The organism is Arenibacter amylolyticus, assembly GCF_002150785.1.
GTDB classification, from domain to species: domain Bacteria; phylum Bacteroidota; class Bacteroidia; order Flavobacteriales; family Flavobacteriaceae; genus Arenibacter; species Arenibacter amylolyticus.
Genome location: NZ_MTAZ01000004.1, coordinates 424,641 through 440,481, shown reverse-complemented (window position 1 = coordinate 440,481; position 15,841 = coordinate 424,641). Strand labels below are relative to the sequence as shown.

The 15,841-nt window shown below is 43.0% G+C and carries 8 protein-coding genes; 5 read left to right on the top strand and 3 right to left on the bottom strand.

Annotation, left to right across the window (positions count from 1 at the left end; genetic code table 11):
- Nucleotides 1-50: 50 nt before the first annotated feature.
- From BV214_RS02600 to BV214_RS02590, 3 genes are all read right to left on the bottom strand, one after another.
- Nucleotides 51-1,871 carry an alpha-amylase family protein gene (locus tag BV214_RS02600; protein WP_086475905.1) on the bottom strand — a complete coding sequence of 607 codons (1,821 nt, stop codon included), beginning with the start codon at nucleotides 1,869-1,871 and terminating at the stop codon, nucleotides 51-53.
- Between the two features lie 113 nt (nucleotides 1,872-1,984).
- Nucleotides 1,985-2,647 (bottom strand): beta-phosphoglucomutase, encoded by a 663-nt coding sequence (gene pgmB / locus BV214_RS02595; protein WP_086475904.1) that lies wholly within the window; start codon nucleotides 2,645-2,647, stop codon nucleotides 1,985-1,987.
- 6 nt (nucleotides 2,648-2,653) lie between these two features.
- On the bottom strand, nucleotides 2,654-3,682 hold the full coding sequence (locus BV214_RS02590; RefSeq protein ID WP_086475903.1) for a LacI family DNA-binding transcriptional regulator: 1,029 nt from the start codon (nucleotides 3,680-3,682) through the stop codon (nucleotides 2,654-2,656).
- Between the two features lie 370 nt (nucleotides 3,683-4,052).
- Here BV214_RS02590 and BV214_RS02585 point away from each other — a divergent pair, with 370 nt between their 5' ends.
- The 5 genes from BV214_RS02585 to BV214_RS02565 all read left to right on the top strand — a co-directional run bounded on the left by BV214_RS02585 (nucleotide 4,053) and on the right by BV214_RS02565 (nucleotide 15,839).
- On the top strand, nucleotides 4,053-7,013 hold the full coding sequence (locus BV214_RS02585) for a SusC/RagA family TonB-linked outer membrane protein (protein ID WP_086475902.1): 2,961 nt from the start codon (nucleotides 4,053-4,055) through the stop codon (nucleotides 7,011-7,013).
- 10 nt (nucleotides 7,014-7,023) lie between these two features.
- A complete protein-coding gene (locus tag BV214_RS02580) occupies nucleotides 7,024-8,625 on the top strand; it encodes a RagB/SusD family nutrient uptake outer membrane protein (RefSeq protein ID WP_086475901.1) in 1,602 nt (533 codons plus the stop codon).
- A 68-nt stretch (nucleotides 8,626-8,693) separates the two neighbouring features.
- The gene (locus tag BV214_RS02575) at nucleotides 8,694-11,969 is read left to right on the top strand and encodes a VCBS repeat-containing protein (protein ID WP_086475900.1); all 3,276 of its coding nucleotides are present in this window, start codon (nucleotides 8,694-8,696) and stop codon (nucleotides 11,967-11,969) included.
- Nucleotides 11,956-12,540, top strand: a complete 585-nt coding sequence (locus BV214_RS02570) for a hypothetical protein (protein WP_086475899.1) — start codon at nucleotides 11,956-11,958, stop codon at nucleotides 12,538-12,540. The genes BV214_RS02575 and BV214_RS02570 overlap by 14 nt, the downstream gene beginning before the upstream one ends.
- Complete coding sequence (locus tag BV214_RS02565) at nucleotides 12,540-15,839, top strand: VCBS repeat-containing protein (RefSeq protein ID WP_223883378.1); 3,300 nt, start codon at nucleotides 12,540-12,542, stop codon at nucleotides 15,837-15,839. The genes BV214_RS02570 and BV214_RS02565 overlap by 1 nt, the downstream gene beginning before the upstream one ends.
- The last annotated feature ends 2 nt before the right edge of the window (nucleotides 15,840-15,841 follow it).

Below are 15,841 nucleotides of genomic sequence, written 5' to 3'. Positions count from 1 at the left end.
AGAAAATTGTCACTGTAGTTGATAACTTCATATATCCAATTCTATAGGTATTAATAAACTCTAAATATTTGCGATTCCAAGGGTTGTATATCCACTCTAAACTCCCCCAATCCATGTAGCACCCGCAAGGTGCTTTCTTTAGCATTTTGCAATTGTTCCCGTAAGTGGTGTTCACCATCTTGAAGCCCCCATTCCCTAGTGATCTCCTCTGGGATTTTCAACTCGAATCCGAAGCCATCGTTGGCATCAAAATTAATAATAATAATTAGCTTTTCGTCTTGGGACCAGCGCACATACGACAGCACCCTATGGTTATAGTATTCGGTATGATCCCTGTTATAGAAATGGATATCACGGTACTCCCCCATTAATGCGCTACTATTAATAGTAAAGTTTAGAAGCTTTTTATAGAAGTCTCGAAGCTCTCTTTCCACGGAAGATAGCTGTCCGCCGTCAAACTTCCCATGGTTGGTCCAACGCTGAAAATGAGGCACCCCCACATAGTCAAAAATGGAGGTACGCCCCTTAGAACCAAAACCAGGACTTTCTGCGGCCGGCTCCCCCACCTCTTGCCCAAAGTAAATCATGGTAGGCGAGGTGCCAATGGTAGCAGATACCACCATCCCAGGTTTGGCCAATTGCGCCTTGCCCAAAAACTCAGGACTGGCAATTCTAAGCTCATCGTGGTTTTCCAAAAAATGGAGCATATGGTGCTCAATATCCAACACCTCTTTATGAACTACGGGGATGTGGTCTGTCCACCCATAGCCCTGCATAATCGGAATTAATCCGTCGTAGAAACCTACCTTATCGTAGAGGTAATCCATTTTCCCCTTAAAAATATACTCCCTGTACAAGTGAGGCTGGTATACCTCGGCCATCAGAAAGGCCTCGGGGTTTTTCATTTTTATAGTAGCGTTTAAATAACTCCAAAACTCCACCGGAACCATTTCGGCCATATCATACCGAAAACCGTCTACCCCTAAATCTAACCAATACATGGCGATATCCTTAAATTTCACCCAAGAATTAGGGACCTCCCGTTCGCTCCAAAAAGCAACATGCTCCGAAACATCCTTTTGATCGAATCCTTCGGGAAGGGAATCAAAATCCTTGGTCCCATCGGGGCGGATACCATAATTTATTTTTACCGTCTCGTACCAATCATTAAAATCGGGCTGCGCCAACCTAGAACCATTTCCGGTCCATTTCGCCGGATTCTCCACAAATTTATCCGCGCCTAAGTCATAGGGTTCACCTCCCAGAGGCTGGTATCCATTGCGCCATTCTGGAACTTGGAACACCTCATTGGGGATGTAATAAAAATTATTATCCCTATCATATTCCACGCTCTTATTGTCCTCCGTTCCAAAGTCTAGCACTCCTTTGGGGTTGTTTTTGCCCTCATAGTTCCGTGCAACGTGGTTGGGCACCAAATCCAAAATTACCTTTAAGCCAGCAGCGTGACTCCTTTTTACCAAGGCCTTAAACTCTAATATCCTATTGCTTGGATCATCCGCCAAATCTGGATTTACATTATAGTAATCCTTTACCGCATAGGGCGATCCCGCTCTGCCCTTAACAATTTCCGGGTCATCCTTAGAAATACCATAGGCAGTATAATCACCTATTAACGCATGATGAGGCACTCCCGTATACCATATATGGGTTACGCCCAGCTCCTTTATTTCTCCTAAAGCCTTCTCTGTGAAATGGGCAAATTTCCCCACTCCGTTTTCAGCAATAGTCCCCCAGGGTTTATTATGGGGATTGCTATTTCCAAACAGTCTGGTGAACACTTGGTACACTACCACTTTTCGCTTTTCCATTGCTGTATCGGAATTGTTATCACGGTTTTTAGCTTGGTTCATATAGCAAAATTACTTAGAAGCTTCTGATTAAATTTCAGGCTCCAATTAATAAAAACCCCATATACATAAGGTGATATATAAGGTGGGTGTTATAGGGAACTTGGGCCAAGGAGTTAATTACCCTCTTGCATTAACCTATCTAAAAAGGAAATATCCATCTCCTCAAAGTTATTAAAAACGTGGTCGGCAGCAGTTAGGATTTGGGCATCGCCAATCCCAATGCTCACCATATCCGCATTGTTCGCTGCTTCCAATCCTGCAACAGCATCCTCAAAAACCACACAATTTTGGGCAGGAACCCCTAATTTTTCTGCAGCCATTAAAAACACCTCGGGATCGGGCTTGGCTTTGGTAACCTGATTCCCATCTACTACCACCTCAAAATAACTGGATAGCCCTACTTTTTCCAATATGGGTATCGCATTTTTACTAGCAGATCCCAAAGCAATGGGCATCCCCTTAGATTTAATATAGGACAACACCTCTTCTACCTTGGGCAGTATTTCAGATCTGTCCATTTTTTCTATATAGGCTAGGTAATCCTCGTTTTTTTCTACCATCCATCGGTTAAATTCCTCGGTAGTTGCTGTAATTCCCCCTATATCCAACAAGATCTCCAGGCATCGTTTCCGACTTACCCCTTTAAAGAGTTCGTTTTGTTCCTCGGTGAACTCGAAACCTAATTCATTAGCCAATTTTCTCCAGGCCAAATAATGGTACTTAGCGGTGTCTACAATCACCCCATCCAAATCGAAAATAAATCCGGTTCTATACATCTTAATTTAAACTTTATTGTTTCTGGTAGATCCCCTTTCTATAAGGGTAGGGGCTAACACCTTGGTAACATAGGTTTCTTCCTCTACCTCCACCTCTATTTTTTCTATAAGCATTTGGGCAGCAATCTCCCCCATTTCCTCCCCGTGCTGGGCCACTGCAGTAAGCCCTGGGGTAGCGTATTTGGATAAAATTCCATCCGTAAAACCAATGAAAGAAATATCTTCTGGGATGTTATGCCCTTTGGCCTTTACATAACGCATACTAGCAATAGCGAACACCTCATTTACACATAAGACAGCATCTACTTCCGTATTACTAAAAAAGGAAGCAATTGCGTTTTCATCAATCTCCATAGTAGGCAGTTTTAGAATCAACTCCTCATCAAACTCCAAATCATGATCCAATAAGGCTTGTTTATAACCCGCGGTACGATCTCTACTTACACTAATATATTCATCGGTAGTAATCAAGGCTATTTTCTTCCTGCCATCCTTGATGAATTTTGTTACCGCTTGGTAAGCCCCTTCCTTATCGTTAATAACCACCTTATCACAGGTTATTTCATCGGTCACCCGATCAAACAATACCAATGGGATTCCTTGGTCCGTTACTTCCTTTAAATGGGTGTAGTCTCCCTTCAATTGGGTTCCTGAAGAAAGGGCCATGATAAATCCATCGATACTTCCATTGGCCAGCAGCTCCATGTTAATCACTTCCTTGTCAAAAGACTCATCGGACAGACATACAATTACGTTATACCCTTTCCCGTTGGCATATTTTTCTATCCCCCTAAATACAGTAGTAAAAAAATGATGGACGATATCCGGAATTATCACCCCAATATTCTTGGTTCGTTTGTTCTTTAAACTAATCGCAATATTATTGGGTTTGTAATTGTGTAATTTGGCATAAGCCTGAATCTTCACCTTGGTTTCCGCTCCTATCTCCTCACTGTTTTTCAACGCTTTGGATACGGTAGAAATAGAAACTCCCAATTCCCGCGCAATGTGTTTAAGCGTAATTTTTCTCTTCAAAACCTTGTTTTTTCCTTGTTATGGCTAATATATAAGAGTGAAAGATACTATTAAAAAAGAATTCTAGGTTAATTCATGAATTAAAATAAGTATTCAACCACGGCAAAAATAAAGGCAAAAAAAATATCAATCCGCGCCCATATTGTATGCATTGGCAAATTATGTTATATTTGTTAACATAACTTTAGGATTAACCACCTAAAGAACGAAGTTTATTGGACTGGTAAGCATTAAAAGACTTTTCCAATCAGTTAAATTTAGGAAACAACTTCCTGGCACGAAACCGTTTGCGTAAAATGGATACGGAAGCCCTTTCTTGAATTTAACAAAACTTTAACAATTAATAATAACTAAACTTAATTTACTATTTATGAGAATCAAACAACTTAAGGGTATTGTGCTGGCCGGGGCAATTTTATGTCTGGGGTTTGCTAGGGCACAAGAGGTAACCGGTACGGTTACTGACGACCAAGGTCCTCTACCGGGGGCCAGCGTAATTGTGAAGGGAACCACCAACGGTGCCCAAACCGATTTTGATGGAAACTATACGCTCAGCAATGTAGACAGCGATGCAGTCTTAGTTTTCAGCTACATTGGATATTTAAGTGTGGAGGTTCCTGTAAATGGGCAGTCTACCATCGATGTAGTATTAACTGAAGACGCACAGGCATTGGACGAAGTTGTGGTCACGGGCTACGGGTCCCAATCCAAAAAGGAAATTACTTCCGCGGTCACGGTAGTAAATGCAGAGGATTTTAACCAAGGAACCGTGAACGATGCCTCCCAACTGTTACAAGGTAAGGTGGCAGGTTTAAGTATTTACAATAAAGGGGGGAACCCCAATGAAGAAGCGGTCATCAGACTACGTGGAGTTTCTACCGTAGGGGCCAACTCTTCCCCATTGATCGTTATAGACGGAGTGGTTGGATCCTCGCTTAATAACGTTGACCCAAAGGATATTGAAAGCATAAACGTTTTAAAGGATGGTTCTGCAGCTGCTATTTACGGTACCCGCGGATCTAGTGGGGTTATCTTGGTTACCACCAAGAAAGGGACCCCCGGGCAGGTTAGTGTAGACTATTCCGGATCACTGGCCTTATCTACCATTGCGAACCACGTAGACGTAATGTCTGCAGACGAATTTGTAAATGCCGGTGGGGTAGACCTGGGAAGCAGAAATAATTGGTTAGACCTAGTGACTATGGACGGTACCTCTAAGGTAAACAACGTCTCCATTTCTGGGGGCGATACCAAGACCAATTATAGGTTCTCTGGAAACTTTAGGGATTCTCAAGGTATCTTGCGGGAATCTGGTTTTAAGCAATTTAATACCAGAGCGAGTGTATCGACCCTTACTTTTAATGACAAGTTAAAGATAGATTTCAACCTATCCTTTACCAATAGGAAAAGTGATTTTAGCTATGAAGAGGCATTGCGGTATGCATTGTTGTACAACCCAACAGCACCAATTTTTGGAAAAGATGCGCCCTTCCCCTTCGATTCGGCTTCCTTTGGTGGGTACTTTGAAACCTTGGGACTCTTTGATAGCTTTAACCCGCTCTCTATCGTAAATCAAAATACCAACAACGGTGCTAGAAACGAATTTACCTATAGCGCCAATTTTAATTACGATATCATGGATAACTGGGAGGTTAATGCACTTATTTCCCAGCAGACTAATAAACTAACCAACCAGGATTACTATAGAACCACTTCCCATTTTAGAGGAAATGCAACCAGTCCTAACAGAAAGGGTTTAGCTAGACTATATACACAAAATCGCGATTTCAAATTATTTGAACTTTATAGTACCTATAAGAAGTTCTTAGGTCCGGTAGACATGTCCCTTACGGGTGGATACTCGTGGCAACAACAGAATCAGTACGATTACTTCTTGGAAATGGGCGATTTCCCGAACAACGATATAGAATATATCAATGCGTTGGAGTGGTCCCAGGATCTGGCAAATGCAGGCTTTATCAATGCTAACAGTAATGCCAGCCCAGACGATAGAATTATCGCCTTTTTCGGAAGGTTCAGTGCTACCTATGACGGGGCAATTTTCTTTAATGCATCGCTAAGACACGAAGGTTCTACCAAGTTTGGGGAAAACAACCGATGGGCTACCTTTCCCGCTGTTGGATTGGGAGCAGACCTTAACCGTTATTTAAACATTAATAACGTAGACCTATTAAAAGTTAGGGTAGGATACGGGGTAACCGGTGCACTACCAGCCTCTAATGGCTTATCCAGAGCACTTTATGAGCCAGCTGGCGGTAAATTAAGCAGTAACCAAAGAACAGACGCAAACCCTGACCTGAAATGGGAAGAGAAGGCTGAAACCAACTTTGGAGTTGAATTTGGCATGGACAGACTTTCCGCTACCGTGGATATCTATTCTAGGGATGTGAGCGATTTTATCTTGGAAAGAGATGTAGACGTTACCATTTATCCAACTGGAAGAAGGGTAGAAAATGCAGGAAAACTACGCTCAACAGGATTTGAAGTTGCCTTGAATTACGATATAGTTAGGAATGATGCCCTAACCTACAACTCGGGTGTAATTGTTTCTCGCAACAAAACCGTCTTAAAGGAATATCTTACTCCGCAGGAAATGAGAGGATCCCTAGGTGCTCCTGGACAGAATGATACCGATATGATCCGTATTAAGGAAGGTGAGGAAATTGGACAGATTTGGGGGCCCGTTTTTAGCGGAGAGGTAATAGATGGAAGTCAGCAATTTGTAGACCTTAACAATGACGGCCAATTACTTACCAACCAAAACAATGCGTTGGATCCAGATGGGGATTTTGCCGTACTAGGAAAAGGTACCCCGGATTTTGAATTGGGATGGACCAACCAATTGCGCTATGGCAACTGGGATTTAAACGCCTTTTTTAGAGGTGCCTTTGGTCACAGTTTAATAAACACCTATAGGGCCTTCTACGAACCACGTGTTGGAAGCCAAGGCTCCTATAACTTTGTAAATACAGAGTTGGCTAACCCAGAAATCACCAATGCTAAATTTAGCTCCCTCTATGTAGAGAAAGCAGATTTCTTTAAATTGGATAACCTTTCCTTGGGTTACACCTTTGACATTAAGGAAAATAAGTATATTAAAGGTGTTAGAGTAACCGCAAGCGGACAGAACCTATTTACCATAACCAACTATACCGGTTCCGATCCAGAACCAGCATTACAGGATGCGGGTACCATAGATAACGGAGGATTCCCAGGAACAAGTTTTGACCCCTTGATCCCCGGAATTGATCGAAGAAACAACTATTTTTCCTCCCGTACCTATACATTGGGACTTAACATAAACTTTTAAAAGACTCACAATGAAAAACATATATAAAGCATTATTCCTTTGTGGCGGACTCCTCTTGGGATCCTGTACCGACTTGGAAGAAGATTTGATCGGGGAAATTGACCGCCCCGTAAGTATAGATGAACCCAGCACTACCTTTGATGGTGGTGGAAACGGACCTAACGACGCCCTTAGTGTCGCCTTTAGTAAATTACGGGATGCCGGTAGTGCCAATCACGGTGGCTATTGGTCCATTCAATCTGTTTCTACCGATGAAATGGCCGTAACCCAAAAAGGGGGAGACTGGTACGATGGTGGTATCTGGATAGATATGCACAGACATACCTTTGGTCCGTCTAACGGCCCAATTAATGATGCGTGGACCCAACAGTACAACGCCATTGCTGCTTGTAACGATCTGTTGCAAACAGACTTGGATGCCAACCAGAGGGCACAGATTAGAGTATTACGGGCCTTCTTTTACTATCGATTATTAGACTTGTACGGAAGGGTGAAAATAGTTACCACCCCAGGTCAGGATGCCCCACAGGCAACACGTGCCCAAGTATACGCCTTTGTGGAAACCGAGTTATTGCAAGCCTTGGGAATCCCAGCCGTTGGTGCTTCTATGGACCTTTCCAACAGCCCCCTTGGTACCGATGTAAATCCGTATAGAGTAAATCAATATGCTGCATTGGGAATATTAGCCAAGCTATATCTTAACGCAGAAGTATATACAGGAGTACCCAAATATTTGGAAGCTTCACAAGCGGCCTCTTATGTTATTGATAATTCTGGTTACGTACTTTGTGGCGTTGGCTGCAGCGTACCCAATCCAGGAAAAAGACCTAACGTAGCTTCCGACCCAGAGAACCTAGAAGGATATGCGGCGGTATTTGCTCCCAACAACCATAACAACCCAGAAATCATATGGTCTATTGCCTATGATGGGGTTACCGGGGGAGGGATGAACTTTGCCCATATGACCCTACACTACTCCAGCCAATTTACCTGGAACTTGGTTTCACAACCTTGGAACGGATATTCTGCTCTGGAAGATTTTTACAATTCCTATGACGATAACGACCAGCGAAAAGAGGCCAATTTTATAGTTGGGCCCCAATTTGACTTTAACGGATCGGCTATATTGGATTATGCCGCTACGGATGGTCAACTGGAATTGGACTATACGCCAGAAATTGATGAGCTAGAACCAAACGCTTCCCGAAAAGGAGGTGCACGTTTAGGCAAGTTTAGCTTTAGACTATTTGGCCGTGATGATATGGATAACGATATGCCTATTGTACGACTTGGCGATCTATATTTAATACGCGCCGAAGGTAGAGCAAGAGCTGCAAACAACTGGTCATTAGCCGAGGCAGATGTTAATACCATTAGAAACAGAGCTGGCTTACCGCCACTATCTGGTTTAAATGCCGATAGTTTCTTAGCCGAAAGAGGCCGTGAAATGTTCATGGAAACTACTAGGAGACAGGATTTGATCCGTTTTGGCAAATTTAATGACCCATGGTGGGAAAAATCGGCAAGCAGCGCCCACAGAACTGTTTTCCCCATCCCACAGCCTCAAATCGATGCTAGTTCGGGTACCTTAACGCAGAACCCTGGATATTAATTCCAAGATTGATTATTTTAAAAAGAGGGCTATCTTTGGATAACCCTCTTTTAATTTTACCCTATGCAATGAAAGTGTTCCCACTAATGGCCCTGTGCTGCCTATTATTCCTTTCGTGTAATTTGGAAAAAGAAGCTTCCAAAGATCATAACTCCCCACTATTTGTGTTGCGAACCGATACGGGAATAGATTTCCGGAACGACTTAACCTATACGGAAGATTTTAATCCCTATACCTATCGCAATTTTTACAATGGCGGAGGGGTAGCCATTGGCGATATAAACAACGATGGCCTACCAGACATCTACTTTACCGGGAATATGTCTGGCAACAAACTTTATTTAAACAAGGGGAATTGGGAATTTGAGGACATCACTGAGTTGGCAGGAGTAGCTTGTGAAAACGTATGGTCTACAGGGGCAACCTTTGTGGACATAAACAATGATGGCCTTTTAGATCTTTATGTCTGTAAATCCGGGAAACCTGGAGGACCCAATAGACACAACGAACTCTTCATCAACAATGGCGACCTAACCTTTACCGAGCGCTCAGCAGAATACGGGCTAGACATAGAAGGGCTTTCCGTCCATGCCGCGTTCTTCGATTTTGATGGGGACGGCGACCTGGATGTGTATATCCTTAATAACTCCATAAAATCTATAGGCGCCTTTGATCTCATCAAAGACCAACGAAATATACCAAGTGAGTCTGGCAATAAGCTTTTAAGAAACGACAATGGGAAATTTGTAGACATCTCTACGGAAGCAGGAATTTACACCAGTGCTATAGGCTTTGGACTGGGCATAACCCTGAGCGATTTTAATGGGGATGGTTGGCCAGACATATTTATTTCCAATGATTTTTTTGAAAGGGACTACCTCTACCTAAATAACCAAAAAGGAGGATTTAACGAGGTGGCAGAAGACTATATCTCCTCTTTTTCTATGGGATCTATGGGTGCGGATGCCGGTGACCTCAACAACAACCTACTTCCAGACATTATGGTCTCGGAAATGCTACCAGCTACCATGGAAAGACAGCGCACCAAAGCCATCTATGAATCCTGGGACAAGCACCGCATGGCGGTAAAACAAGGATACGCCCATCAATACCCCAGAAACGTTTTGCAGCGAAATATGGGTAAGGACGGATTTTTTGAAATTGGAAGGTTCGCCGGCGTAACAGCCACAGAGTGGAGCTGGGCCTCCTTAATATTTGACATGGATAATGATGGTCTCCGGGACATTTTTATAGGTAATGGTATCTATAAGGATCTATTAGACAGGGATTATCTAAACTATATGGCCAATGAGGAAAGGGTAAAGCACATGATGAAGACCGAAGAAGAGGTAATTATGAAATTGATAGACCTCATGCCTTCACAACCGGTCCCCAATGCAGCCTTTATTAACAAAGGCAACTTTCAATTTGCAAATATGGCCGATAGCCTAGGACTGGGAACTCCCAGTTTTAGCAACGGAAGCGCCTATGTGGACTTAGATAACGATGGAGATTTGGACTTGGTAGTCAATAACGTAAATATGGCACCCTTTATCTACGAGAACAAAACGGATACCACTACCAACAAAAGCATATACCTCCATTTTGCATCGGACTCAAAAAACACCAAGGCAGTAGGTGCCAAGGCCATTATATACTATGGGGAAAATCAAAAAGCCATGGCAGAGAACTTCCCCTCCAGAGGATTCCAAAGTTCTGTTAACCATGGGGTGCATTTTGGATTGGGCACCCATTCGGTAATAGATAGCCTTAGAATACTTTGGCCAAATGGATCTACGTCCAAAGAAGTAGGCCTAAGCGCCAATAAAACGTACACCTTTTTAGAACCCCTGGAAAACCAAGCGGATTCACCTCCAATCCTCCCTAAAGAGTCGCAGCTACTTACTCCTATTACACCCCTCTTTCCCTTTACCCACCAAGAAAATAACTACGTGGATTTTAATAGGGAAAGGTTGTTGCCAGATATGACCAACAACGAAGGCCCCGCCATCGCTATGGCAGACCTTAATGGGGACGGCATCATGGACTTTTACATCGGGGGAGCCAAGAACCAATCGGGAAGTCTATTCCTCTCCAATGCCAAAGGATATACGGAAATACAGGAGCCCTTTATGCCCCACAAGGGATCGGAGGACACCTATGCGCTGTTCTTCGACAGCGATAACGATGGGGATTTGGATTTATATGTAAGCAGTGGTGGCAAGGCATTCTCTTCCTACGATTGGGCTTTAAACGATAGGCTATACCTCAATGATGGCCGAGGGAATTTTTCACTTTCCCCCCATCCCCTACCCTTTAACCAACCCCTTAGCGCTTCTACGGTACAGGCGGTAGATTTTGATAACGATGGGGATTTGGACTTGTTTGTCGGTGGAAGGTTTAACCCGCAGTTATACGGAAGTCCCGTCTCTAGCTATATTTTGGAGAACCTAGGCGATAATAAATATTCCCTCTACAAAGCTCCCGTCCTAGAAAACTTGGGCATGGTAACCGATGCCGCATGGGTAGATATAAACGAAGATGGATGGGAAGACTTGATTGTGCTGGGGGAATGGATGCCGATTAAGATATTCATTAATGAGAAAGGGAATTTTGTTGATAAAACAGAAGCCTATGGTTTGGCCAATACCACGGGCATGTGGTCTTCCCTAAAAGTAGGAGATATAAATGGGGACGGAAAAATGGATATATTAGCAGGCAATGTCGGCCTTAACTCCTTGTACAAACCCGACACCAGATTATATTTAAATGATTTTGATCAAAACGGCTTTGCGGAACAGCTTATTTGCTATAAAATTGATAATGACTATTACCCAATAGTAGACCGGGACGAACTTATTGCCCAATTACCAGACCTTAAAAGCAAGATGCTATTTTATAAGGATTATGCCACCGCCACAATGAGCGACCTCTTTGACAAGGAGCGCTTAGAGGAGGCCTATAAGCTAGACTTGCAATTAACAACTAGCAGTTTGTTTTTAAACCAAGGCACGCGTTTCATTAGGCAGGAATTACCCCCAGAAACCCAGTATTCTAAGGTTTGTGCCATAGAAATCATGGATTATAATAAGGACGGGGTACCGGACATCCTGTTGGGAGGAAATCAATATTTGGTAAAACCCCAATTTGGAAGGTTAGATGCCTCCAAGGGATGGCTGGTACTGGGCAGAAAATCAGGAAAACAAGATTATCATTTTGGGAAAGTAACGTCCTTAGGAATTCCTGGACAAATAAGAAACTTTAAATTGGCTCCCTATAAGGGAAGACAACTATTAATAACCACCATAAACAACAATAACCTACTTTTTCATGAAGTACCCTAAATTAATAGTAGCCATATTAATCGTTGTAAGCGTCATTGGATGTGAATCCAAGTATACCAGCATGCTAAACCGAGAGGCAAAAAAAAACATACCAAAAGATAGCCTTATCTTTGGAATGGCTATGGGCGATAGTAAGGCCGATTTTTTTAAACGATGTTGGCAGCTTAATCAGGAAGGGGTGGTAACCCATGGCCCAAATAATCAAACGGTAAAGTACCAACTACCCATGGCTGCAGATCAGGAATCATCCTCTGCCATTACCCTTTTGTTTTACGGAGCTTTTAACGAGCAGAACACCATGGTAGGTATGGACATGTCCTTTTCCTTTTCGGCTTGGTCCCCTTGGAACTCGCACTTAACGGCCCAAAACCTATTACCCTTAGTGCAGGATACCCTTGTAAAATGGTTTCCGGGAAATGATTTTATTGAAGTGAAATCTAAAAAGACGAATACTACGGCCTACGTAAAGATTGATGGCAACAGACAGATTATGGCCTATTACAAGGACGATAAGGATGTAGTAGTGAAAATTGAAGACCTTAAGCAAAAATATCCAGAAAAATATAACTAATGACGACTATGCGAATGAAGTTTTACCTTTACTTATTGGGTGTAGGAACGCTCTTATTGTCCTGTTCAAATAGCGATAGCACCACCAAGGGCACCCCACCGCTTTTTCAATTGTTAGACAGTACCCAAACGGGGATCAATTTTATAAATGATTTACGGTATAACCAGGAATTCAATGTATACCGCTACCGAAATTTTTATAACGGCGGCGGCGTAGCCGTTGGCGATATTAATAATGACGGGTTATTGGATATCTATTTCACCTCCAACCTTACCGGTAATAAACTCTATTTAAACAAAGGGAATTTTGAGTTTGAGGATATCACCGAAAAGGCCGGAGTAGGTGGTGAAAAAGCCTGGTCTACTGGGGTAACCATGGCCGATGTTAACGGGGATGGCCTTTTGGATATCTACGTGTGTAATTCCGGGGACATCGCCGGAGACAACAAACAAAACGAACTCTTTATAAACAATGGGGACCTTACCTTTACCGAGTCGGCCGCCGAATATGGCTTGGATGACCAGGGGTACTCTACCCATGCTTCTTTCTTCGACTTTGATAAGGACGGGGACCTAGATGTGTACCTCCTAAACAACTCCTATAGATCCATAGGCAGTTTTAATCTCCAGCGAAACGAGCGATACGAGCGCGATGTCCTGGGTGGGGATAAGCTGTTGAGAAACGACGGAGGCAAGTTTGTGGATATTACGGAGGAAGCGGGGATCCATGGCAGTGTCATTGGGTTTGGCCTAGGGGTAACCGTGGGTGATATGAATAACGATGGCTGGGAAGACATCTTTATATCCAATGATTTTTTTGAAAGGGACTACCTCTATATCAACCAGCAAGACGGCACCTTTAAGGAAGTACTTACCCAACAGATGAAATCTATCAGCGGAGCCTCCATGGGGGCAGATATCGCCGATATTAACAACGATGGGCACATGGACCTCTTTGTAGCAGAAATGCTTCCTTCGGAATATGCCCGATTAAAAACGGTCACCACTTTTGAAGACTGGAACAAATATCAACTAAATTTAAAAAACGACTATTACCATCAATTTACACGGAACACGTTGCAATTGAACAATGGCAACAACACCTTTAGCGAAATTGGCAGGCTAAGTGGAGTGGAAGCTACGGACTGGAGTTGGGCAGCACTCTTTTTTGATATGGACAATAATGGCCATAAAGACCTCTTTGTAGCCAACGGAATTTATAAGGATCTCACCAATCAGGATTACCTACAGTATATCTCCAGTGAGGCAATCATACAATCTATCGTTGCCAATAACCAGGTAGATTACAATAAACTTATAGAAATTATCCCCTCTAACAAGGTGCCTAACCATGCCTTTAAAAATCTGGGGAATCTAAAATTCACCGAAGAGTGGAACTCCGGCCTAAACACATTAAGCTTCTCCAACGGCGCGGCTTATGCCGACTTGGATAATGATGGGGATTTAGATCTAATAGTAAACAACGTGAATATGCCCTCGTTCCTTTACAGGAACAACGCAGATTCCCAAACCAACCACAATTATTTAAAGGTTATCCTAAAGGGAGCCAATAAAAACACCAACGCTATAGGGGCAAAACTTAAACTTACCACCAAAACGGGAAGTCAGTATCTAGAACAGCAGCCTACCCGCGGTTTTCAGTCCAGTGTAGATCTTAGACCTAACTTTGGACTGCCTACCCAAGACCCCGTAGCCCTACAGGTAACCTGGCCTTCTGGGAAAGTCACCCACTTAAAAGACCTCCCAGTAAACCAAACCATCACCCTATACGAGGAGGAGGCATTACCCCCGGTTTTAGTAACCGAAACAAAACCGACCCCCTTGTTCACTCCTTCCGATTTAAAAATAGATTACACGCATAAGGAGAACCGCTTTGTAGACTTTGATCGGGACCGTCTACTCCCCCATATGCTAAGCACCCAAGGTCCTAAAATGGCTATTGGAGACGTAAATAACGATGGAGTGGAGGATATCTATATTGGGGGAGCCAAAGGCAGCCCCGGGTCCCTAATGCTTGGGGATGGCAATCAATTTAAACCCGCGAACAATCCTAGCTTCCTGAAGGATGCCGAATATGAAGATGCAGGCGTGCTCTTTTTCGATGCGGATAATGATGGCGATCTGGATCTTTATATCTGTAGCGGCGGAGTAGAGTTTTCACAATTTTCGACTTATTTAAAAGACCGACTCTATTTTAACGACGGGAAAGGGAATTTTACCCCCTCAGATCAACACCTACCCACCCCTACGGGTACTCACAGTACCTCTACCGTGATTGCAGCAGACATTGATATGGATGGAGATCTAGATCTCTTTGTAGGCGAGAGATCCATCCCTGGCCAATATGGGGTGCCCGGATCTGGTTTCATTCTACGAAACAATGGGCAGGGAGTCTTTGAAGACGTTACCCAAGAAGTTGCCCCAGAACTGATAAATATTGGAATGATTACCGATGCTAAATTCATCGATCTAAACGGTAATGGCTATAAAGACCTTATGGTTACAGGGGAATTTATGGGCATAGAAATATTCCTGAACCAAGAAGGAAAATTGGTTCGCAAGAAAGACAATCCCCTTTCCCAATTAAAAGGATGGTGGAATGTAATCCATGCCGTAGATTTAGATAAGGATGGAGACCTGGATTTTGTGCTCGGCAACCATGGTAAAAATTCTAGGTTTAAGGCTAGTGACGAAAAGCCCATTAATTTGTTTGTGAAAGATTTTGACAACAATGGTTTTAGTGATCCCATTATGACCTTTACTGCTAAAAATGGAAAGCACTACCCCTACAACCTGAGGCACAATTTAATAGACCAATTAAAAGACCTTAAAAAGAAATTTCCTAATTACGATTCCTTTAAGGATGCCAGTATTACCGAAATTTTTACTCCGGAAGAGTTACAAGGTGCCCTAAAACTAGAGGCCAACACCCTGTCTTCCGTAATTCTGATAAATGAGGGCGATTTTAATTTCAGAGTGTTAGCGCTTCCCTTGGAAGCACAATTCTCCCCTATTTACGCCATTAGTGCCCACGATTTTGACGATGATGGGGATGTAGATATAATTTTGGGAGGAAATCTATATGGGGTAAAACCCGAAGTAGGAAGGTACGATGCCTCCTTCGGTATCTATTTGGAAAACCAGGGCAACCTTCAATTTAAATACCATAAAGATGGCCGCGGACTCCATTTGGACGGGGAAATTAGGGACATGGAGATCATGGGCCGTAATTTAATCGTAACCAAGAACAACGATTCCACCAATGTTTTTAAATTTTAACA

Excerpts from the sequence above, each read along its gene's own strand:
- BV214_RS02600 (WP_086475905.1), bottom strand. The coding sequence starts at position 1,871 with ATGAACCAAGCTAAAAACCGTGATAACAATTCCGATACAGCAATGGAA.
- pgmB (WP_086475904.1), bottom strand. The coding sequence starts at position 2,647 with ATGTATAGAACCGGATTTATTTTCGATTTGGATGGGGTGATTGTAGAC.
- BV214_RS02585 (WP_086475902.1), top strand. The coding sequence starts at position 4,053 with ATGAGAATCAAACAACTTAAGGGTATTGTGCTGGCCGGGGCAATTTTA.
- BV214_RS02580 (WP_086475901.1), top strand. The coding sequence starts at position 7,024 with ATGAAAAACATATATAAAGCATTATTCCTTTGTGGCGGACTCCTCTTG.
- BV214_RS02575 (WP_086475900.1), top strand. The coding sequence starts at position 8,694 with ATGAAAGTGTTCCCACTAATGGCCCTGTGCTGCCTATTATTCCTTTCG.
- BV214_RS02570 (WP_086475899.1), top strand. The coding sequence starts at position 11,956 with ATGAAGTACCCTAAATTAATAGTAGCCATATTAATCGTTGTAAGCGTC.
- BV214_RS02565 (WP_223883378.1), top strand. The coding sequence starts at position 12,540 with ATGACGACTATGCGAATGAAGTTTTACCTTTACTTATTGGGTGTAGGA.